The organism is Mediterraneibacter butyricigenes (assembly GCF_003574295.1).
GTDB lineage: Bacteria > Bacillota > Clostridia > Lachnospirales > Lachnospiraceae > Mediterraneibacter_A > Mediterraneibacter_A butyricigenes.
On sequence record NZ_BHGK01000001.1, the window covers coordinates 257,862 to 279,216 of the forward strand.

16 protein-coding genes are annotated in these 21,355 nt (G+C 42.8%); 2 read left to right on the plus strand and 14 right to left on the minus strand.

Features of this window, described 5'->3' with window-relative positions:
- Window positions 1-198 precede the first annotated feature (198 nt).
- The 7 genes from KGMB01110_RS01295 to rpsB form a co-directional block, all read right to left on the minus strand.
- Window positions 199-1,137, minus strand: coding sequence for a ParB/RepB/Spo0J family partition protein (locus tag KGMB01110_RS01295; protein ID WP_119297345.1), 939 nt, complete (start codon window positions 1,135-1,137; stop codon window positions 199-201).
- Window positions 1,091-1,918 (minus strand): ParA family protein, encoded by an 828-nt coding sequence (locus KGMB01110_RS01300; RefSeq protein ID WP_119297346.1) that lies wholly within the window; start codon window positions 1,916-1,918, stop codon window positions 1,091-1,093. Before KGMB01110_RS01300 ends, KGMB01110_RS01295 begins: the two co-directional genes overlap by 47 nt.
- A gap of 131 nt (window positions 1,919-2,049) precedes the next feature.
- A complete protein-coding gene (locus KGMB01110_RS01305) occupies window positions 2,050-2,502 on the minus strand; it encodes a DUF6650 family protein (RefSeq protein WP_119297347.1) in 453 nt (150 codons plus the stop codon).
- Window positions 2,503-2,547: 45 nt separating this feature from the next.
- The gene (locus KGMB01110_RS01310) at window positions 2,548-3,633 is read right to left on the minus strand and encodes an abortive infection system toxin AbiGii family protein (protein ID WP_119297348.1); all 1,086 of its coding nucleotides are present in this window, start codon (window positions 3,631-3,633) and stop codon (window positions 2,548-2,550) included.
- A gap of 1 nt (window position 3,634) precedes the next feature.
- Window positions 3,635-4,555 (minus strand): abortive infection system antitoxin AbiGi family protein, encoded by a 921-nt coding sequence (locus KGMB01110_RS01315; RefSeq protein WP_119297349.1) that lies wholly within the window; start codon window positions 4,553-4,555, stop codon window positions 3,635-3,637.
- Window positions 4,556-5,264: 709 nt separating this feature from the next.
- Window positions 5,265-6,200: a translation elongation factor Ts gene (gene tsf / locus KGMB01110_RS01320; protein ID WP_117602023.1), complete on the minus strand. Its 936-nt coding sequence runs from the start codon at window positions 6,198-6,200 to the stop codon at window positions 5,265-5,267.
- Window positions 6,201-6,284: 84 nt separating this feature from the next.
- Entirely contained in the window at window positions 6,285-7,034 is a 750-nt protein-coding gene (gene rpsB, locus KGMB01110_RS01325) for a 30S ribosomal protein S2 (protein WP_117602022.1), read from the minus strand.
- A 218-nt stretch (window positions 7,035-7,252) separates the two neighbouring features.
- Between rpsB and KGMB01110_RS01330 the strand changes: the two genes are divergently transcribed.
- Complete coding sequence (locus KGMB01110_RS01330; RefSeq protein ID WP_117602021.1) at window positions 7,253-7,621, plus strand: VOC family protein; 369 nt, start codon at window positions 7,253-7,255, stop codon at window positions 7,619-7,621.
- A 98-nt stretch (window positions 7,622-7,719) separates the two neighbouring features.
- Here KGMB01110_RS01330 and KGMB01110_RS01335 read toward each other — a convergent pair whose 3' ends face one another.
- From KGMB01110_RS01335 to gltB, 3 genes are all read right to left on the minus strand, one after another.
- The gene (locus tag KGMB01110_RS01335) at window positions 7,720-8,817 is read right to left on the minus strand and encodes a C40 family peptidase (protein ID WP_119297350.1); all 1,098 of its coding nucleotides are present in this window, start codon (window positions 8,815-8,817) and stop codon (window positions 7,720-7,722) included.
- 334 nt (window positions 8,818-9,151) lie between these two features.
- On the minus strand, window positions 9,152-10,651 hold the full coding sequence (locus KGMB01110_RS01340) for a glutamate synthase subunit beta (protein WP_117602019.1): 1,500 nt from the start codon (window positions 10,649-10,651) through the stop codon (window positions 9,152-9,154).
- Window positions 10,652-10,663: 12 nt separating this feature from the next.
- Entirely contained in the window at window positions 10,664-15,205 is a 4,542-nt protein-coding gene (gltB, locus tag KGMB01110_RS01345) for a glutamate synthase large subunit (protein WP_119297351.1), read from the minus strand.
- Window positions 15,206-15,514: 309 nt separating this feature from the next.
- Between gltB and KGMB01110_RS01350 the strand changes: the two genes are divergently transcribed.
- Entirely contained in the window at window positions 15,515-16,495 is a 981-nt protein-coding gene (locus tag KGMB01110_RS01350) for a cation diffusion facilitator family transporter (protein WP_119297352.1), read from the plus strand.
- On the opposite strand, the gene KGMB01110_RS01355 is transcribed toward KGMB01110_RS01350, so the two are convergent.
- The 4 genes from KGMB01110_RS01355 to KGMB01110_RS01370 all read right to left on the minus strand — a co-directional run bounded on the left by KGMB01110_RS01355 (window position 16,469) and on the right by KGMB01110_RS01370 (window position 21,166).
- Complete coding sequence (locus KGMB01110_RS01355; RefSeq protein WP_170141671.1) at window positions 16,469-17,365, minus strand: CPBP family intramembrane glutamic endopeptidase; 897 nt, start codon at window positions 17,363-17,365, stop codon at window positions 16,469-16,471. The genes KGMB01110_RS01350 and KGMB01110_RS01355 overlap by 27 nt on opposite strands.
- A complete protein-coding gene (locus KGMB01110_RS01360) occupies window positions 17,355-18,632 on the minus strand; it encodes an alanyl-tRNA editing protein (RefSeq protein WP_119297353.1) in 1,278 nt (425 codons plus the stop codon). Before KGMB01110_RS01360 ends, KGMB01110_RS01355 begins: the two co-directional genes overlap by 11 nt.
- 6 nt (window positions 18,633-18,638) lie before the next feature.
- Window positions 18,639-20,405 (minus strand): arginine--tRNA ligase, encoded by a 1,767-nt coding sequence (argS, locus tag KGMB01110_RS01365; RefSeq protein ID WP_117889250.1) that lies wholly within the window; start codon window positions 20,403-20,405, stop codon window positions 18,639-18,641.
- Between the two features lie 107 nt (window positions 20,406-20,512).
- On the minus strand, window positions 20,513-21,166 hold the full coding sequence (locus KGMB01110_RS01370; RefSeq protein WP_119297354.1) for a hypothetical protein: 654 nt from the start codon (window positions 21,164-21,166) through the stop codon (window positions 20,513-20,515).
- Window positions 21,167-21,355 lie beyond the last annotated feature (189 nt).

Consider the following 21,355-nt stretch of genomic DNA (forward strand, 5'->3'; position numbering starts at 1 on the left):
TGTTTACTCCCTGCTGTCATGCAGGGTGTGGGAATCTCTGACCTGCCGAAAGAGAAGATGTTCCCGGCTCCTTATTGTCTTTTCGGCTGGTAATCTGCTGGTAAACTAAAGGGGTAGGGTGTGGGGAGGGGAAAACAGGAAAATGCTGATTTCTCATTGACCGCCAACGGATAGACTTTTCCCTTGGTGTCAAAATGCCTAGCGTTCCCTGCTTTTTTCCCGTTTCCGGTATAATTCCAGTGCTTTGATAATGGTTTCTTCCATTTTTTGCTGTGAAGTTCCCGATGGAAAGTATTTTTTTAGTCGGTTCTTCGGGATTTTCCACTGCTCTACCTGATTTGGCTTCTCTTCTGACATAATCGACAGCAAAACCTCTTCATTCAACCTGCCTTCTGCGGAGAATTTTCGGATTTTGATTGCCTGTGCATGACTTGGGGTACAAGCCTCCGACTCCATGGTGTCGTACAATATCTCCTGTTCCTCTTTCGGCAAATAAGACAGTTCTACCGCTGGACGCATGGCAATTTTCTTGTTATCGACCATATCAAGAATTTCCGGTATAAGTTCTGTAAGGCGGATATATCGGCGGATTGTTTCTCGACTTTCCCCTACTTCTTTTCCCAACGCTTCATTTGTTCTCAATCCGTTTAAATCTGACACCACTGGTGTCAAATTATTTTTACTTGGTCTTCCTGCTTGCCTGTTCATAGCTTCCAATCTCATTTTATAAGCAAATGCTTTTTCTGACGGTAAGATTTCTTCTCTTTGAAGATTGCTGTCAACCATGACAATGACTGCTTGGTCATCACTAAGATTTCTTACAATACATGGCATTGTCTCTTTTCCAGCCAGTTCACTTGCCATTTTTCTGCGGTGTCCGGAAATCATTTCATACCCGCCCATTGATTTCTCCCTGACAAGTGCAGGCACTAATACACCATGATCACGAACACTCTCAATTGTTTCCAACATCTTGTCGTCCATTTTCACCTTAAACGGGTGATTCGGAAAATCTGTGATTTCATAAATGGAAATATCTTTCACATACTCCTGATTCTTATGATCTCTTTCCTCCTGCGTTGTAAAGAGGTCATCGGCTGAGGGAAGATTCATGTTTATTTCTCTGCTTTTCGCCACACTTTAACACCTCCCTGGTAAATTCTGCATACGCCTTCGCAACTGTGCCATTCTTGTCGTACTCATAAATACTCTGTCCTGCCACACTGCTTTCCGCTGCCGTAATAGCCACGGGGATAATCGTCTTGAAAATCCGGATATGTTTCCCATAATTCTCCCGAAGGCTATCTGCCGTTGTTCTTGCGAGTTTCGTTCGCATATCGGCAAGCGTCAGTAACACTCCATCAATCTTCAGATCAGGATTTACCTGCCTCTGCACCTTACCGATTGTTCTCATAAGTTGTGTCATGCCTTTTAACGGCAGATAATGAGCCTGCACCGGTACAATTACACTGTCCGCAGCTGCCAGCGCATTAATGGTCAGCATACCTAAACTCGGCATGCAATCAATCAGGATATAATCATAATCCTTTTTTAATTCTGACAAATACAACTTCAAAGTCTGTTCTCTACTCATTGCATTTACCAGTGAGATTTCCATACCTGATAACTCAATATTGGTCGGAATAATATCTACTCCCTCCTCGTGATGCAGAATTCCTTCATTGTACACAAACGTTTCGTCCTGTAAGATTTTTCTCATTTGCGTTGCCAATGTAACCGGAAGATTATCTGCATCAGTCCACCCTAATGCCGTAGTTAAATCTCCCTGTGGATCAGCATCTACCAACAACACTTTTCGCCCCTGATTTGCAAGACCAATTCCAAGATTTAATGTCGTTGTGGTCTTAGCTGTTCCTCCCTTCTGATTTGCAAGGGCGATTACTTTACATTTGGTCATATGGTTTCCTCCTTCCTCGAAAAAATTTAATAGCCAATCCTTTTTACGGGACCGGCTATGTACAAAAATGGGCATGAAAAAAGCCGACGGATTCTTAGCGAACCAATCGGCTATGTAATTACACTTCCCTATTAATATTCTTTTGGAATTTCTTTAGAGAAAGTTATATTATAAGTTTCAGCAAGTAATTTTATACTACCTCGGAAAATTTTCCGAAATTTCTTCATAGCAACTCCATATTCCAAATCTTCCCAATCACTTTGCAAGTTTTTATAAAGAATTCCTCTTACTTCAACCCTCTGCATATTATCTAAGAATTCATTACATGCATCAACCATTTGCTTAATTATTGTTATTATATTTTGATCATATTTATATCTGCTAAGTATATCTACAAGCTTATTTTTTATTTCTATCGCTGATTTCTCACTCCATTCCTTGTTTTCCATCTCTTTCGGGTTAATCAACAATCTTTTTGATTCTAAATAGTAGAACATCTCTTGAATTCCTTTTTGTCCAGATTCTGTATATTCCCAAGATATTCCACCAATTGGAACAGATATTCCATTCAATTTTATCCCCATATACCTCTTAACTCCTTTGTAACCTCAGTAATATCCTATAAATTTTTATTCTTCAGCCAGATACTCCCATAATCTTTTTGCATTCACATATGTTTCTTTGTTCTCCATAATACTTTTCATTTCATTCTCCGCTTCTTTTTCTGTTTTGAATCCTTTATAAGATATAAACATAGGTCTACTATCTTCTTCTCCATAAGAAATTTTTGTTGTTCCATTTTCAAGTTCTATTATCTCTTTAACAATAGCATTGGTTAAAAGATTAGACGTATAAATTTCAACAGTCTCTCCCCATAAGTAAAACTCTTTTCTTTTTATAAAAGTTACATCTAATGCTGTTCCAACTTTTATATTCTCCTTTTGCTGATTAATTTTCAAATCATTGGTCTTCATCTCTGTTAACTTAGTATTAATCCTTATTGGCATTTTCTTTTTTAAAATAATATAAAGTTCTTCAGTATCTCTCCAACATTCTTCTTCATCTTGCTGAAGTTTTGATGGATCAATAGTAATTTCCACTTCTTGCTCCACAAAATGCAATTTTTTGTACTGTAAAATTGCTTCTTCAAAATATTTTTTCATAGATTTTATGGAATTCCATTCTTTTATTTGCGTATCTTTCTTTATAGCTTCTATTGGCTGTTTAAACAATCTGTCAAAAAACGCTACCATCATGTTATAATGTTCAATTATTTCCTTTATACTTTTAGCTTTTTCAGGCTGTGCTCGATACGTGATTTTACTTTTTCCCGTTCCTTTCTCCAGTACAATTTTCAAATATACAATTTCATCTTGTTTTGTTTCAAGTACAATATTATCATTCGTATGGAATCTACTAAAATTTATATCCCTTTTGCCTAACTCTGTATCAATATTAAATGTAACTTTTTCCTTTGATGGTCCTATTATAACGTCTACAATTTCTTCTTGTTCGGAAATAGGATAAATATTGTTCCCTGTTTGGACAGAAGTTTCAATATCTGTTACTCCATTAACCCTTATTGTCCGTCCCTCTTCTTGTACACTATTTAATGCTTCAATAAAATCCTTATACGCTTCTTTATTCTTAAAACTAATTTTTCCTTTATACGAAATCTCTTGATTAGAAAATACCTCTTTCAATTTATTACCCATTTTACCAATCCTTTCTTATTTCTGCTAATACTAATATTTTACTAATTAAAATATATTTCTGCGTCATAATATCACTTTCTGAAGTAAATTGTTCTTCTGGAATGTTCAAAATCGTATTTATAAAATCAATACGTTCACTTGCATTCGGAACAATAATATATCGAATATCTTCGTAATTGTAAAGTAACCATAACTTTTCATACTGTCTTGTACTTAACCTGCTATTAATGTCCATCTCTAGTAAATATTGATTTGCCACAACACGTTCGATATTTGTATTTCTTACTGCTTCTCTGCCTGGAACATATCTCCATTCTTTTTCGTCATGAAAATTTTTTTGAAATTCTATTTCTATTTCTTCTCCAGTTTCTTTTTTATTTTTTCTTTTCATAATTCCTCTCAAAGGTTTAATGAAGCATAATCTATCTAATATATCGTCCACATACGCGTCTGATACATTATCAGTATTCAAAACTTGTTCAACTATTTCTGAAAAATATCTTGTATATTGTGATTGCTCATTCAAATAATGAATCGGTTGTAAATTATTCTTTTCTCCCCATTCTTTTGAAAAAGCAATTCCATATTCACCATAAAAGTCCGTATGCGTATAATTATTCTTTATTCTCTTTTTCTCATCACTACTTAAATTTGAATAAATTTCTCCCACTGGATTTAAGTAAAAAGTTTCTGTAAGTTTATGAAATGGGATGTCACAAAAACACTTCTGTAATACCATAGCTTCCGGGAAAGCAATATCCCCATTATGTATATTAAGATACTCTAAATTTTCTTTACAATATCTCGGTATAATGGCTTTCTTTTCTAAAATTTCTTTCAAATACTCTGATTTCTTCATAAAATTAAATATTGTATTTGCACTCTGAGCATAATCATCATATCTTAAATCTATTTTTCCCATACAACAAAACTCCTCTATCCTTCGCAACTTCTATTATACCTTTCCTAACCCACTGCACTTTTCTATGTTTATTATACCAACTCTTCAACCCCTATACATCAATTTTTCCAAATTCTATAATCAAAAAAGCAGGCAATAAGAAGTCACAAAACCTCTTCATCCACCTGCTTTTTACCTATACTCTCACCACTACCACTTCCACAACATCTGGATGTTCAACCACCCACATACCACAAAATATCACCTATTTTGTGACTTTCTCATGCTAGGAGACAAAGTATTCTATAATATACCTCACCATCTAACTTTTCTCTATTATAATCTCAATTTCTCTTTTCATCAATCGGAAAATATTTCCACGATAGTTTATGAAAAGTTGGGGAATCTTACGCTATCATACATCAAAAGTTGGGTAAATATTGGGTAATTACACTACTCCCCAACAAAATAAAACAGGCAATCTTCGCCTACTTATTTCAGAAGAATGAGGCGAAGTTTCATACGACAGTTGGGGAATTGAAATTCCCCAACTCACTCCCCAACTTTTACCCAATTCCATGCATAAATAGCGATAATTTACGATAAGCCAAAATTTATTCCCCAACACGCAAAAAAAACCTTGAATCATCCCATTTTCATAGGAAATTCAAGGTTTTTCGTTGATTTACATGATAATAATACGGTTCAAATTCTTATGCGAACTGTAAGATTATGCGTTCATCTGTGCAGCCACCTCTGCAGCGAAATCTTCCTGTTTTTTCTCAAGACCTTCTCCAGTCTCAAAACGAACGAATCTCTTTACAGTGATGTTTGCATTGTTTTCCTTCGCAACCTTCTCTACGTACTTAGCAACTGTCAGATCACTGTCCTGAACATATGTCTGGTCTAACAGACAGATCTCTTTCAGTTCTTTGTTAAGACGTCCGATGATCATCTTCTCAATGATGTTATCCGGCTTCGGTTTCTTGCTTTCTTCATTTTCTTTCTTAGCTGCTGCAAGAAGAATTTCTTTTTCATGATCCATGTATTCCTGAGATACTTCATCACGGGATACATACTTCGGATACATAGCTGCAACCTGCATTGCTACGTTCTTCAGAGCGTTCTTGATCTCATCGTTTACAACGTCTGTTTCAGCTTCGATCAGAACACCGATTCTTCCGCCGCCGTGGATGTAAGATACCACACATCCGTTTTCAGCTACGACTTTCTCAAATCTTCTGATGTTCAGGTTTTCTCCGATCACTGCGATCTTCTCTACCAGAGCATCTTTTACAGTCTTAGATGTATCAGCAGCCCATGGTTCAGCAAGGAATGCATCCATATCTGCTGCATCAGAATCTGCGACCTGATTTACAACTGCTTCTACAAATCCCTGGAACTCATCGTTCTTAGCAACGAAGTCTGTCTCAGAGTTTACTTCTACGATTGCTGCTACTTTATCGTCTTTTACTACAGTCTTAACGATACCTTCTGCTGCAATTCTTCCGGCTTTCTTCTCAGCTTTAGCCTGTCCGTTCTTTCTCAGGAATTCGATTGCTGCATCCATATCTCCGTTTGTTTCATTCAGAGCTTTCTTGCAGTCCATCATTCCTGCGCCCGTCATTTCTCTTAATTCTTTTACCATGCTTGCAGTAATTGCCATGATTCAATCCTCCATTTTGTGAATATTCTTAGGAAGCCGCCGAAAAGAGCTCTGTCTTATACGGCGGCGTGTTCATCCCTGTAATTACTCTGCGGATGTTTCTGCTGCTTCTTCAGCAACTTCTTCCTCATAGTATGCGTCTTCTCCGCCTACTCCCTGATTTGCTTCGATAACAGCATCTGCCATCTTGGAAACGATCAGTTTAACGGCACGGATAGCGTCGTCATTTCCAGGAATTACATAATCCAGTTCTTCCGGATCACAGTTTGTATCACAGATTCCGATCAACGGAATTCCAAGTGTGTGTGCTTCCTGAACACAGATTCTTTCCTTCTTAGGATCTACAACAAAAATTGCATCTGGGAGTTTCTTCATGTTCTTGATTCCGCCAAGGTTCTTCTCAAGCTTCGCCCATTCTTTCTTAAGCTCGATCACTTCCTTCTTAGGAAGAACATCAAATGTTCCATCTTCAGACATTCTCTCGATATCTTTCAGACGTGCGATTCTGCTCTGGATTGTCTTGAAGTTTGTAAGCATTCCTCCAAGCCATCTCTCGTTTACATAGAACATTCCACAACGGTCAGCTTCTGCCTGAATTGCATCCTGAGCCTGTTTCTTGGTTCCAACGAAAAGGATGTTTCCTCCGTTTGCTACGATATCAGCAACTGCCTGATATGCATCGTCTACCATTCCAACAGATTTCTGAAGGTCGATAATATAGATACCATTTCTCTCTGTGTAAATGTACGGAGCCATTTTAGGGTTCCATCTTCTTGTCTGATGTCCGAAATGAACACCTGCTTCCAGTAACTGCTTCATTGAAATAACGCTCATGTTTCTTTCCTCCAATTGGTTTTAATCTTCCGTATGTTTCCCGCTTTTGGACCGGCAAATCTGCTTAGGCACCCCAAAAGCACCGCATACGTGTTTTTTTGCAACGTTGAAAGTATAACATACAAGCCCTTATAATGCAAGGATTTTCCTGGCATATGCCAGAAAGTTTTGTTATAATAACATACAACCGATTCAGCAAATAAGATTGGAGGTTTTCTATGAAATTTACATTTGCACACAACAACTTAAATGTCTACGATCTGGACAAATCTCTTGCTTTTTATCAGGAAGCTTTGGATCTCCAGGTTGTCCGTACCAAAGAAGCATCCGACGGCAGCTTTATCCTGAAATATTTAGGGGATGGCGTCACTCCTCACCAACTGGAACTTACCTGGCTTCGCGATATGGATCGTCCTTATGAACTGGGTGACAACGAGATCCATCTGGCCTTTCAGGTTGATGATTTCGATGCCGCTTTCAAAAAGCACAAAGAGATGGGCTGCGTCTGTTATGAAAATCCATCCATGGGGATCTACTTTATCGAAGATCCCGACGGTTACTGGTTGGAGATTGTACCGAAACGCTAAGAGTCCAAAAAAGTCATCTGCTCTCTGTGGGTACTCCCCACGGAAAGCAGATGACTTTCTTTATTTCTATTCTCTTTTCTTTTCGTTTCTGTCAGCCTTTACCAATATCTTACATAATATGTAACACGAACGGAACTGACACAAACCGGAACTCCTGTCTGCTGTGCTTCGATCATCTGTCCACCACCGATGTAAATTGCTACATGTCCCGGTGTCCAACAGATATCTCCCGGCTGCGGATTGGAAACAATCGTTCCTCCTGCAAGCTGTTCACTGGATGTTCTCGGAATACTGATTCCTGCAACTCTGTGACAATACTGGGTCAGACCGGAACAGTCAAGTCCGACTCCCGGAGTGGTTCCGCCCCATACATAAGGCACACCCAACTGGGAATAAGCTGCACTGACAATCGTTGATGCCGCACTGGAATTATTACTCGGTGCAGCCGGTGTCGGTGTAACCGTTGTATTGCCGGTGTTGGTGTTTCCACTGTTGGTTCCGCCGTTGCTGGTATTTCCGCTGTTGGAATTACCGCGATTGCTGTTATTTGCTGCGGCTGCTGCCTGCTTTGCAGCTTCTTCTGCCGCTTTTCTTGCAGCTTCCGCTGCTGCTTCCTGGATCTGCTTATCCAGATCAGCCACCTCCGCCTGCTTGCTTTCCAGCGTTGCACTTAAAGTCTTCTGCTGTTTCTCATAATCAGCCTGCATGGTCTCCAGATTCTTCATCTCTGTCTCCAGAGTATCTTTTAGATCTGCGACCTGCTGCTTGGTCTTTACATATTCTTCCAGCATCTTACGGTCATATTCATGAACGCTCTTGATGTAATCTGCCTGGTTCAGCATCTCTGCAATACTTCCGGAACTTAAAATCCGTTCCAGTGCAGATCCATCACCTTCTTCATACATATATTTAATACGAAGCTTCATGTCTTCCTGCTGCTGGTCTTCTTTTTCCTGAGCAGCTTTCAGATCTGCCTCTGCCTGAGTGATCTCCTCCCCTTTGGCAACCATATCATTCTCCAGCTGGTTAATCTTTGCCATCAGGTCTGTCAACTGTGACTGTAGAGAAGATACCTGCTGTTCTGCCGCACTTTTCTGTTTCTTCAGGTCTGCCTCTGACGGCGCCGCAAATACAGGTGTAACAGCCAGTGAACATGCCAGCGCTGTTGCGATGAACGCATTATGTATTCTTTTCATTATAACTCACCTATCCTTATATCAATTATCTATGTCCCCACATATAGTTACACTATACCTTATAATCTTCCTTTTTTCAACACTTTTCTGGTATACGTAACCGGCAGGGATCAGGAATTTACCTATTTGAAATGAATTATAATACATCCGCCACAAAATTGCAATATTTTTAATATTTCCGTAATATTTTACCAATTCTGTAAAATCAACCTTTGTTCAGCCGCTGTAGGACTAAAAATGCTATACGGTACATTTTTCTGCATTTCCAGCTTCTCAATCTATCGTATAGCATTTCGCTTCTGTATTTTGTTTCCGCTTTCCGCCTTATATCTTATTATTGCACAGACAGATTGGTGTAGCCCATCAGACTCAAATCCACTTTCTGAGCCACTTCTCTTCCTTCCCGGATTGCCCAGACCACAAGGGACTGTCCGCGATGCATATCACCGGCTGCAAATACGTTTTTCACGGAAGTTTCGTACTCGCCCGGAGCCGTTGCCACATTGGTTCTTGCATTGACATCGACTTTGAAATCTTTCGTCACATAATCCTGACTTCCCAGGAATCCTGCCGCAATCAGAACCAGTTCCACCTCTACGGTATATTCACTTCCCTGGATCTCCACCATGGACATCCGACCGGTCTTTTCGTCTTTCTTGCCTTCCAGTTTTACCAGAACTGCCTTGCAGACATTTCCTTTCTTATCTTTGATAAATTCTTTGACGGTTGTGGTATATACTCTCGGATCCTTTCCGAAGATTGCGATTGCTTCCTGCTGACCATAATCTGTCTTGCAGATTCTCGGCCATTCCGGCCACGGATTATTTTCCGCACGTTTATCCGGTGCCTTCGGCATCATTTCCAACTGAAGTACCGATTTGGCACCATGTCTCATGGAAGTTCCCACGCAGTCGTTTCCGGTATCGCCACCACCGATGACCATTACATTTTTTCCTTTTGCGGAAATGTAGGTGCCATCCTTTAACTTCATATCGTTTGCCCACAACGCCTTTGTGGTAGATTTCAGGAAGTCTACTGCGAAATAGATTCCTCCCGCATCTCTTCCGGGCACCTTGATATCTCTCGGATTCGATGCACCGCAGGCAAGGATCACGCGGTCAAACTCTTTTAACAGGTCTTTTGCTTTCAGATCCTTTCCTACATTTACACCGGTGCGAAATTCTACACCCTCTTCTTCCATGATCGCGATTTTACGGTCTACAATCTGTTTTTCCAGCTTCATATTCGGAATTCCGTAGCGAAGCAGTCCGCCCGGTTTGTCTTCCCGTTCAAACACAACAACCGTATGTCCTCTTTTATTTAACTGATCGGCTGCTGCCAGACCGGACGGTCCGGACCCGACAACTGCCACTTTCTTTCCGGTTCTGACTTTCGGCGGTCTTGCCTTTGCATAGCCTTCTGCATATGCATTTTCTATAATTCCATACTCATTTGCCTTTGAAGAAACCGGATCTTCATGCAGTCCGCAGGTACAGGCATTCTCGCACAGTGCCGGGCAGACTCTGGATGTAAATTCCGGGAAATTGTTGGTTTTTACCAGTCGGTAATAGGCTTCTTCCCAGTTTCCGTTATAGATCAGATCGTTCCATTCCGGCACCAGGTTATGAAGCGGGCATCCGCTTGCCATTCCGTTTAAGATTTTTCCGGACTGGCAGAACGGAACTCCACATGCCATACATCTGGCTCCCTGTATCTCCTGCTCTTCTTTCGTCAGAGGCGTATGGAATTCATTAAAATGTTTGATTCTCTCTTCTGGTGCCTCTGCAATTTTATCCTGTCTTGCATATTCCATAAATCCTGTTGGTTTTCCCATTTTTTCCGCCTCCTATCTGCCGTTTTTGATTTTGTTGAACGCTTCGATTTTTGCCTGTTCGCTGGACAATCCCTTTTCTTCCATCTGAAGGATTGCGGACATCATCTTCTCATAATCCTCCGGGATGATCTTTTTGAATTTCGGCAGATAGTCTTTGAAGTTTTCAAGGATTTCTTTTCCAACCTCAGAATTGGTATATGCCACATGTTCCTTGATCATATCTTTCAGTTCCAGAACATCGTATTTATCGGTTACCCGTTCAATATTCACCATTTCTTTGTTTACTTTTTTATAAAGATCGTTGTTCAGATCCAGAACATAAGCGATACCACCGCTCATTCCGGCTGCAAAGTTCTTGCCGGTCTTTCCGAGCACTGCCACACGTCCTCCGGTCATGTACTCACATCCGTGATCTCCCACGCCTTCTACGACTGCGGTTGCACCGGAGTTTCTGACACAGAAACGTTCTCCTGCCACACCGTTGATAAATGCTTTACCGCTGGTCGCTCCGTAGAGTGCCACATTTCCGATGATGATATTGTCTTCTGCCTTGAACTTAATTCCCTGTGGCGGACAAACCACCAGTTTTCCTCCGGAAAGTCCTTTTCCGAAGTAATCATTGCTGTCTCCTGTCAGTTCCAGAGTCAGTCCCTTCGGAATAAAGGCTCCGAAGCTCTGTCCTCCTGCACCGTTACACTTGATCACATAAGTGTCTTCTTCCAGACCTTCCGGATAACGTCTGGTAATCTCAGAACCAAAGATGGTTCCCAGCGTACGGTCTGTATTGGTTACATCGATCTCCATACTTCTCTTCTGGCCTTTTTCCAGAGCCGGAAGCAACTGTTTTACCAGCACTTTTTCATCCAGTGTCTTATCCAGTTCAAAGTCATAAACTTTCTTCGGATTGAAGATCACGCCTTTTTTCTCTTTTGCATACGGATTGTACAGAATTCTGGAAAGATCCAGTTCTGCCGCACGCTCGGAAGTCGGTACATCCTTGATCTTCAGAAGATCCGTACGTCCTACCAGTTCATCCACGGTACGAACGCCTAATTTTGCCATGTATTCCCGCAGCTCTTCTGCAATAAAGCGCATGAAGTTTACCACGTATTCCGGTTTTCCCGCAAAACGTTTCCGAAGTTCCGGATTCTGAGTTGCCACGCCGACCGGACAGGTATCTAGGTTGCAGACTCTCATCATCACACATCCCATGGTTACCAGCGGAGCTGTTGCAAACCCATATTCCTCTGCACCAAGAATTGCTGCGATTGCTACGTCACGGCCACTCATCAGTTTACCGTCTGTCTCGATCCGGACTCTTTCACGCAGTCCGTTCTGGATCAGGGTCTGATGAGTTTCTGCCAGTCCCAGTTCCCACGGAAGTCCTGCATTCTGGATTGAACTTCTCGGAGCTGCTCCGGTACCGCCATCATATCCGGAAATCAGGATAACACCTGCTCCCGCCTTTGCCACACCGGCTGCTACGGTTCCAACTCCGGCTTCTGATACCAGTTTTACGGAAATTCTTGCATTTTTATTTGCATTCTTACAGTCATAGATCAACTGTGCCAAATCTTCGATAGAATAAATATCGTGATGTGGCGGTGGAGAGATCAGACTTACACCAGGGGTAGAATGTCTGGTCTTTGCAATCCACGGATAAACTTTTCCGCCTGGAAGATGTCCTCCCTCTCCCGGTTTTGCACCCTGTGCCATCTTAATCTGAATCTCCTGTGCACTTACCAGATAACGGGAAGTCACGCCGAATCGTCCGGATGCCACCTGCTTGATTGCAGAACATCTGTCGGTATCCAGACGTTCAATATCCTCTCCACCTTCTCCACTGTTTGATTTTCCGTGGAGCTGGTTCATTGCAAGCGCCAAGGTCTCATGAGCCTCTTTGGAGATCGAACCATAAGACATCGCTCCGGTCTTAAATCTGGTCACAATAGAATCCACACTTTCTACCTCATCAAGCGGTACACTCTTCTTCGGGTAGTTGAATTCCATCTGTCCACGCAGATTGATTTTCTCTCCTTCTTCATCCACCATCTTCGTGTACTGCTTGAACATATCATAATCGCCGCGTCTTGTAGCCTGTTGCAGCATATGAATGGTCTGTGGATTGTAGAGATGTTCTTCTCCACCGCTCTTTGCTTTATGTTTTCCCTCACTGTTCAGGGTCATATCCACCTGTAATCCCAGCGGATCATAGGCCTCTGAATGGAATCCGATATAATCCTGTGCGATTTCTTCGATTCCGATTCCTCCTACTCTGCTGACTGTATCGGTAAAATATTTCTGAATAAAATCTTCTTTCAGACCGATTGCCTCAAAGATCTTTGCTCCCTGATAAGACTGCATGGTCGAAATACCCATCTTGGAAGCGATCTTGATGATTCCGTGAAGGACTGCATTGTTGTAATCGTCCACCGCTGCATAATAATCTTTATGAAGCAGATTTGAATTGATCAGCTGACGGATAGATTCATGTGCCAGATACGGATTGATCGCACAGGCTCCATAACCAATCAGTGTTGCAAAATGATGGACTTCTCTGGGTTCTCCGGATTCCAGGATCATGGCTACCGATGTTCTCTTCTTGGTACGAACCAAGTGTTGCTGTAAACCTGACACTGCCAGAAGTGACGGAATTGCCACATGATATTCATCCATTTCCCGGTCAGTCAGAATCAGGATGTTGGCTCCCTCTCTGATCACACGGTCAACCTCAATAAACATATAGTCCATCGCCTTCTCCAGGCTGGTGTTCTTATAATAGGTAATCGGAATTTCTGCTACCTTGAATCCGTCCACCTTAATATTCTTGATTTTCAGGATATCCGTATTGGTCAGGATCGGGTTATTCACCTGAAGCATCTTACAGTTCTCTTCTTTTTCTTCCAGCAGGTTTCCATCGGATCCCACATAAATCGTGGTGGATGTTACGACTTCCTCACGGATCGCATCGATCGGCGGATTGGTAACCTGTGCAAATAACTGTTTAAAATATCCAAACAGTGGCTGATTCTTCTGAGACAGTACTGCCAGCGGTGCATCGATACCCATCGCAGCAATTCCTTCTGCCCCGCGCTGTGCCATGGTCAGAATCGAAGATTTCACTTCTTCATAAGAATATCCGAAGGCTTTCTGCAGTCTGGTACATTCTTCTTTGGTATAAGTAGGAACATCCTGATTCGGGATCTTCAGATCTGCCAGATGGATCAGGTTGCTGTCCAGCCACTCTCCATAAGGCTGACGGTGTGCATAATCTTCTTTCAGTTCTTCGTCATCAATCACTTTTCCTGCCACCATATCTACCAGCAGCATTTTTCCGGGATGAAGTCTCTCTTTTACCACGATCTTCGTCGGATCAATATCCAGGACTCCGACTTCCGAAGACAGGATCAACTGATCATCATCGGTAATATAATATCTGGAAGGACGAAGACCGTTCCGGTCCAGAACCGCTCCCATCCGATCACCGTCTGTAAACAGAATGGACGCCGGTCCATCCCAGGGTTCCATCATGGTAGAATAATATTGATAGAAATCTTTTTCCGACTGGGACATGCTGCGATTGTTTGCCCACGGTTCCGGAATAGAGATCATGACTGCAAGTGGCAGATCCATTCCACTCATCACCATGAATTCCAGCGCATTGTCAAGCATGGCTGAGTCAGAACCGGATGCATTGATGGCCGGCAGAACCTTGTGCAGTTCTCCGTGCAGGAATTCAGATTCCATCGTCTCTTCCCTTGCCCGCATCTTATCTGCATTACCTTTGATGGTGTTGATCTCTCCGTTATGTACGATAAAACGATACGGATGAGCTCTCTGCCAACTCGGTGCTGTATTGGTACTGAATCTGGAATGTACCAGTGCTACCGCTGATTCATAATCTTCACTCTGGAGATCGTCAAAGAACAGTCGAAGCTGACCTACCAGGAACATTCCTTTATATACGATCGTACGGCTTGAAAGAGACACGACATAAGTATCATCACTGCTCTGTTCAAAGACACGTCGAATCACATAGAGCCTCCGGTCAAACGGAAGACCTTTTTCCACTTTTCTCGGACGTTCGATAAATGCCTGCATAATACACGGCATACAATCTACTGCTTTCTTTCCCAGAATCTCCGGGTGGATCGGAACTTCTCTCCATCCCAGGAAATTGAGTCCTTCTTTTTCTACAATGACTTCAAAGATTTTTTTTGCCTGATTTCGTTTCAGCTCATCCTGCGGGAAGAAGAACATACCGATTCCGTAGTCTCTTTCCCCACCAATAGAAAAGCCGAGGGTGCTACAGACTCTGGAGAAAAATTTGTGTGAAATTTGTAAAAGAATTCCTACACCATCTCCTGTCTTACCCTCGGCGTCCTTGCCAGCTCTATGTTCAAGATTTTCAACGATTTTCAATGCGTTCTTCACTGTCTCATGTGATTTCACGCCTTTGATGTTCACCACCGCACCAATTCCACAGTTGTCATGTTCAAAACTGCTACGGTACAACCCTTGTGGGGTCTGCGCTTCCATATTCTGTTTGTTCATATCCGCATTCCTTTCTCTGTTAGATCTTTGGAGCTCAGAAGCTGTTCTCTCGTCCAGCCCTTGTTTCCGCGTTTTTCTCAATATACTACATTTTTTTTCGTTTGTAAACTGTTTTTTTCTCCAAATTGTCAGATAATTAGATTTCTTTCTTATTTTTTCTATTTTATCTGTTAATTATATTCATTTAAAGCCTGTATTTTCTTTTGTGTCTCATCTTTTTTAGATTCACGGGGAAATTTTTTTATCAGATTTGCCTTTTCCATAAGAATATTATATAATGTTTCCGTCAAAAATCTGGAGGAATTTATCATGCACGTTGGAAAGAAAATGCAAAAAAGAGAAAAGTCTGCCATGTCCGTTTCCCTGTACGGAAACCTTGTCTTCGTCATTGTCGAACTGGTCATGGCTATTTTTACCGGATCACAGGCTGTATTGTTGGATGCAGTTTATGATGGGGTTGAATTTTTCATGCTGCTCCCTTCCATTTTCCTGATTCCGCTTCTCTATCGCCCTTCCAACGAAGCACATCCTTTCGGATATACACAGATTGAAACCGTATTCGTGGTCGTGAAGGGAATCACCATGCTGACCGTTACCTTCGGTCTGATCTTTAACAACTTCCATTTGATGCTGCACGGCGGTCATATCGTTTCTTTCCAGACTGTTGCTTCTTTCGAACTTTTCGCATGCATCCTCGGAATCCTGGTCACAGTATACCTCTATTTTAAGAATCGTTCCATGCACTCTCCTCTGATCACTATAGAACTTCAGGGCTGGAAAATTGACAGTGTGGTTTCTCTCGGCATGGCCTTTGCTTTCCTTTTGCCCCGTTTTGTGACTTTCTCATGGTTTCAGTATGTAATCCCCTATCTGGATCAGATCATCACTATCACACTTTCCGTTATCATGCTCCCGACTCCGGTTAAGACCGTGATCACCGGAATCCGTGACCTTTTGCTGATTCCGCCGGAGGAAGAAACCATTCAGGATATCAAAACGACCATAGAACCCATCATTGGAATCTACGGTCATAAAAATCTGTATTATGATATTCTCCGAACCGGACGTAAAATCTGGATCAGTGTGTATATCACCTTTGACAAGGATATCATTTCTTTATCCAAATTCAAAGATCTCCAGACTCAGTGTATCCTCGCTCTTGCCGAAAAATATCAGGATTTCTATTTTGAACTGCTTCCGGATATCGAATTCGATGGAATCGAGGAAGATCTCCCAAACTCTGAATCCAGTGTTGCATCTCCCTCAGAATCCGGTGCCGACTCCCTCTGATCCTTCTGCCGTCTCATTTGTATTTATGTCCCTGATCTTAACAAAGGCGCAGGCAGATACAAAAGCGGCTCCCACCGTACTGATACACAACGGCCAGAATCCCGAAAACATCCAGGTAAATCCATCTGCCTTTGTCACGAGCAAAGAAACCAGGTTCATCGTAATATGCAGGCACGCTGCCGCTTTCAGGGAACCGTATTTTTCATAGACATAAGCCAGAAACAGCCCCATCACAAAGCCGTAAACGATCTGAACCAGATTTCCATGCGTCACGGCAAAAAACATCGCCGACATCAGCATAGCTTTCTTAAATCCAAATCCCTGTTCATACCGTTTGAATATCACACCTCTGAAAATCATTTCTTCCGATAACGGCATCAAAATTCCCAGACACAGAATCTGTACCTCAAATCCGGCCGAATACATCGCCTGACTGGTCTTCTGATATGCGTCGCTGTAAAAAGCCAGTCCCGCCAGATTCATCAGATTATTCAGCGCAATACACATTCCCACGCCCAGCAGCAGAATCCACAGATACCTGCCGGCAGAAGCTCTTTCTGTTGTCACAGCACCTTCCAGCTTTTCCTTCTTCCGATCATGCAGGAAGAATGCTGCAGAAACCGCCAGTGTGATCAGTGCACCAAAGGCAGAGATTTCCACCAGTCTGGAATTGATTACCTGAAGCAATTCATTCATATGATCCATAACGTATTGCTGGATCTGATCCATTCCCATCTTTTTCGCCTGTGTCTCTGCCATATATCCGCCAAGCACAACTGCTTCCGCCGCCGTAACAGCCACCAGATTGACTAGCCAGTACAGGATTAACGGACCCACAAGATATCCGAAACTTTTCTTATTATTTTCCATCTGCATTGTCCACTCCTGTTTCTTTTCTTCCGTACGCTTCCAACATCTGTCTGATCTGCTCTTTTCCTGCAGAATTTTTGCAAGAACCTTGTACCATATCCGGTTTTCCGCCTCCCCGGCCGTCAAATGTATGATTCAGCATTTCTGCAACCGGACGCATATTCAACGTCCGGCTTCCTGCAATGTATCGGAATCCCGCACTCTGTTTTTCCTGTTTTTGTTCTGTATTCTTTCCGGTTTCCGCCGTTGTATTTTCTTTGGAAGGTCTCCCGCTGTCCAGATGCTCCTCGGAAATAATCAGACAGCATTTCGCACCTTGATCCAGAATTCCGTTCAGATACGCGCGCATCTCATCCGGTTTTAAGTTTTCCCGAAACAGGCAGATAAGCTCTCCGCTTCTTACTTCCGGAAGCTTTGACAAGATCAACTGTTTCTGGAGAGTTTTACACTCTTCTTTCCAGCGATCCCGTTCCTCTTTCAGTCGCTCCACCGCCTCATCGATCTCTGTCTCTTTCGCACACAGCGAATGGGAAATCCGTGCCGCACGCAACTCCTTCGCCCCATAATCTCTCAGGGCACGAAAGCCGCAAAGCAATGTCATCCGCACACCACCTTTATAACGCTGTACTCCGGTCAGCTTGATCACGCCGATCTCTCCGGTTCTCGTTACATGAGGTGCACAACAGGCACAGACGTCATATCCCGGAATCGTAATAATCCGAACCGCTCCTTCGATCTCGATCTTACTTCGATATTCCAGGCTTTCCAGTTCCTTTTTGGAAGGATAACTTACCAGAACCTCCACATTTTCAACCACCGCGCGGTTTGCTTCCCACTCAATTTTTTCCAGTTGTTCTCTGGAAATCTCACCGTCGAAATCCATGGTACAGACTTCGTCGCCCAGATGAAACCCTACATTGTTGTAACCAAACCATTTATGAACAATACCGGAGACAATGTGTTCTCCGGTATGTTGCTGCATTTTATCAAAACGCTGTTCCCAGTTCAGTTTTCCTGTGATTTCTTTTCCTTCTGCAAAAGGGGCATTGGTTCTGTGCCAGATCACGCCATCCTTTTCCTGTGTGTCCAACACTTCCACATCATCCAGCCAGCCGGTATCCCCATACTGTCCGCCCCCTTCCGGAAAAAATATGCTTCTGTCCAGTACCACTTTGTACTGTCCTTCTTTTTGATCCTTCGTACAGGAAAGTACGGTTCCACGAAATTCTTTTAAGTATCCGTCTTCGTAGAATAATTTTTCCGTCACGTTATCTTACATCCTTTCCGGAGCTTCAAATCCAAGCAGATCAATACAGCACTCCAGCACTCTTCTCGTCACATCCAGAAGCGCAAGATAACTCTTCTTTCTTGCTTCCTCTTCTTCAGAGAGGATCTTGGTCTCATGATAGAACCTGTTGAAGGTATTTGCCAAATCATAAATATATGCACAGATCTTATGCGGTGCATTTTCCTGACTTACATTCTGGATCATCTCATTGAATTTTCCCACTTCCAGCATCAGATCCTTTTCAATCTTACTGATCGGATCCAACAGTTTCAGATCTGTCAGATCTCCGTTTGTCTCTTTATATTTTGCAAGAATGGATTTGATTCTGACGATCGTGTAAAGAATGTACGGTCCTGTATTTCCTTCAAAGGAAGTAAAACGATCCACATCAAACACATAATCCTTGGATGCCTGGTTGGAAAGATCTCCGTATTTGATTGCTGCAAGACCTACGGTCTCCGCAATCTTTTTGGCTTCCTCTTCCGAAACTGTACGGTTCTCCTGGATCTTTTTGTACATTTCTTCCTCGATCTCCCGAATCAGGTTCTCCAGACGCATTACGCCGCCTTCTCTCGTCTTGAATGGCTTGCCGTCTTTTCCATTCATCGTACCAAATCCCAGGAATTTTAAGTCCACTTCCGGTTTTACAATTCCGGTCTTCTTCGCACAGCGGAAGACCTGTACGAAATGCAGTTCCTGACGCTTGTCCACCACGTAGATCACTTCGTCCGGATCATACTTTTCTTCCCGTTCCACCAATGTTGCCAGATCTGTCGTATCGTAAAGAGCTGCTCCATCTGACTTCAAGATCATACAAGGCGGAATCTCCTTGGTATCTGTCTCTTCTTTGACATCTACCACCAACGCTCCGTCATCCAGATGCGCATAGCCTTCTTCCTTCAGACGCTCTACCATTCCCGGAATATAGGCCTGGGCATCCGCCTCTCCTTTCCAGAGGTCAAATTCCACATGCAGCTTGGCATAATTTTTCTTCAGATCTGCCACAGACACTGCCATGATATGTTTCCAGATCGCACGGTATCCCGGATAACCATTCTGAAGAAGATATGTTGCATGAAGCGCCTCTTCCCTGTACTCTTCATGCTCCTTTGCATAGGCACTTGCTGTCGGATAGATTTCTTCCAGCTCTCCGATGGTAAACGGTGCCTCTGTGGGATATTCTCCTTTATAATTCTCATCAAAATAAACCAAATCCGGTTGTCTCTTTTTCAGCTCGGTAATGATCAGTCCCATCTGATATCCCCAGTCACCCAGATGGATATCTCCGGTTACATCATTGCCCACAAAACGCTGGATTCTCTTGATACTCTCTCCGATGATAGCCGAACGAAGATGTCCGACATGCAGCGGTTTCGCTACGTTTGGTCCACCGTAGTCGATCATGATCTTCTTCGGTTCTGCTTCCATCTGCGCACCCAGCTTTTCATCTTCCGCCATCTGCGCAACATATTCTGATACAAAAGACGGGCTGAGCGTCAAGTTGATAAACCCCGGCTTTACCGATTCTGCCTTTTCAAACATCGGCTGATATTTCAACTGCTCCACCACATCATCTGCGATCATAAATGGTGCCTTTTTATATTTTTTTGCACCGGCCATTGCTCCGTTACACTGATATTCGCATAAGTCCGGACGATTGGATACCGTTACCTTGGCTAATGCTTTATCATAACCTGCCTTTTCAAACGCTTCTTCCAGACAGGATGTAATTTTTTCTGAAATCTTTTCCATTTTCCAGGATTCCTCCTTTATCTTTTCTGCGTACCTAGTATATCATTTGTGACCCTAAAAAACAACGGATTGTCGCGTATTATGTTGGCATTCTGCTGGTTTTCCCCTCATTTTCCAACGGATTTTTCCAGATCTGTCAGGGCACTCCCAAGAATCTTGTCCTTCTCTTTTGCCTTTTCAAACTTCGCTTCCACCGATTCCACCAGCATTTTAACTTCTCCGTCTTTTGCCGCCTCTGCCAGAACCGCCTTCGCATCCTCATCATATAGGCTGTTACAGATCCAGTAGGTTCCATCCTGCCTCTGACACACATACAGATCCCCCAGCCCCGGTACCGGTGTATCGATTCCCCGGATCTTCATTTCATATTCCACAAAAACCGCATAGCCCGTCCGGATCTTTGCCTTACGCATATGTATCTTCAGATTCTGATAGGTTTCCACAAATTTGTGATTGCTCTCGATTTCTTTTTGGAACGCCTCACTGACCACCGGCGTGATCTGACGGATTGCTTCCACATCCCCATCCGTCATCCACTCATAATATTGTCCGATCAGATCTTCTATCTCCTGCTTTTCTTCCCGGCTGCATACCTCCATAACATTCTGATCCCGCGAAGCTGATCCGTCTGCATTCTGTGTTACCATTCCCGCTGTTTCGATCACCTTTTCTTCCGAAATACTGTCTTTCGTCAGTACAACCGCAGAGCCAAGCACGAGAATTCCCGTTGCAATGACACATGCCATCTGTTTTCCTTTCATCACACAATCCCTCTCTTTTACATTCTGATTTCTCCTCTCTCGTGTTTTTTCTTCTATCTCTTCGGATGTTTTCTCAAGTGTTCTCCTCTGTTCCCCATCCCGTCAGCCGCCGAACGGGGCAATGCCTGCAAAATGTTTTGGGTACAGAAAATTTCCCCAGGCAATCCCAAAAATAACTTCCGACACATT

Bases quoted from the DNA above. Each gene is read 5' to 3' on its own strand.
- KGMB01110_RS01300 (WP_119297346.1), bottom strand. From the start codon at position 1,918: ATGACCAAATGTAAAGTAATCGCCCTTGCAAATCAGAAGGGAGGAACA.
- KGMB01110_RS01305 (WP_119297347.1), bottom strand. From the start codon at position 2,502: ATGGGGATAAAATTGAATGGAATATCTGTTCCAATTGGTGGAATATCT.
- KGMB01110_RS01310 (WP_119297348.1), bottom strand. From the start codon at position 3,633: ATGGGTAATAAATTGAAAGAGGTATTTTCTAATCAAGAGATTTCGTAT.
- KGMB01110_RS01315 (WP_119297349.1), bottom strand. From the start codon at position 4,555: ATGGGAAAAATAGATTTAAGATATGATGATTATGCTCAGAGTGCAAAT.
- tsf (WP_117602023.1), bottom strand. From the start codon at position 6,200: ATGGCAATTACTGCAAGCATGGTAAAAGAATTAAGAGAAATGACGGGC.
- rpsB (WP_117602022.1), bottom strand. From the start codon at position 7,034: ATGAGCGTTATTTCAATGAAGCAGTTACTGGAAGCAGGTGTTCATTTC.
- KGMB01110_RS01330 (WP_117602021.1), top strand. From the start codon at position 7,253: ATGAAATTTACATTTGCACACAACAACTTAAATGTCTACGATCTGGAC.
- KGMB01110_RS01335 (WP_119297350.1), bottom strand. From the start codon at position 8,817: ATGAAAAGAATACATAATGCGTTCATCGCAACAGCGCTGGCATGTTCA.
- KGMB01110_RS01340 (WP_117602019.1), bottom strand. From the start codon at position 10,651: ATGGGAAAACCAACAGGATTTATGGAATATGCAAGACAGGATAAAATT.
- gltB (WP_119297351.1), bottom strand. From the start codon at position 15,205: ATGAACAAACAGAATATGGAAGCGCAGACCCCACAAGGGTTGTACCGT.
- KGMB01110_RS01350 (WP_119297352.1), top strand. From the start codon at position 15,515: ATGCACGTTGGAAAGAAAATGCAAAAAAGAGAAAAGTCTGCCATGTCC.
- KGMB01110_RS01355 (WP_170141671.1), bottom strand. From the start codon at position 17,365: ATGGAAAATAATAAGAAAAGTTTCGGATATCTTGTGGGTCCGTTAATC.
- argS (WP_117889250.1), bottom strand. From the start codon at position 20,405: ATGGAAAAGATTTCAGAAAAAATTACATCCTGTCTGGAAGAAGCGTTT.
- KGMB01110_RS01370 (WP_119297354.1), bottom strand. From the start codon at position 21,166: ATGAAAGGAAAACAGATGGCATGTGTCATTGCAACGGGAATTCTCGTG.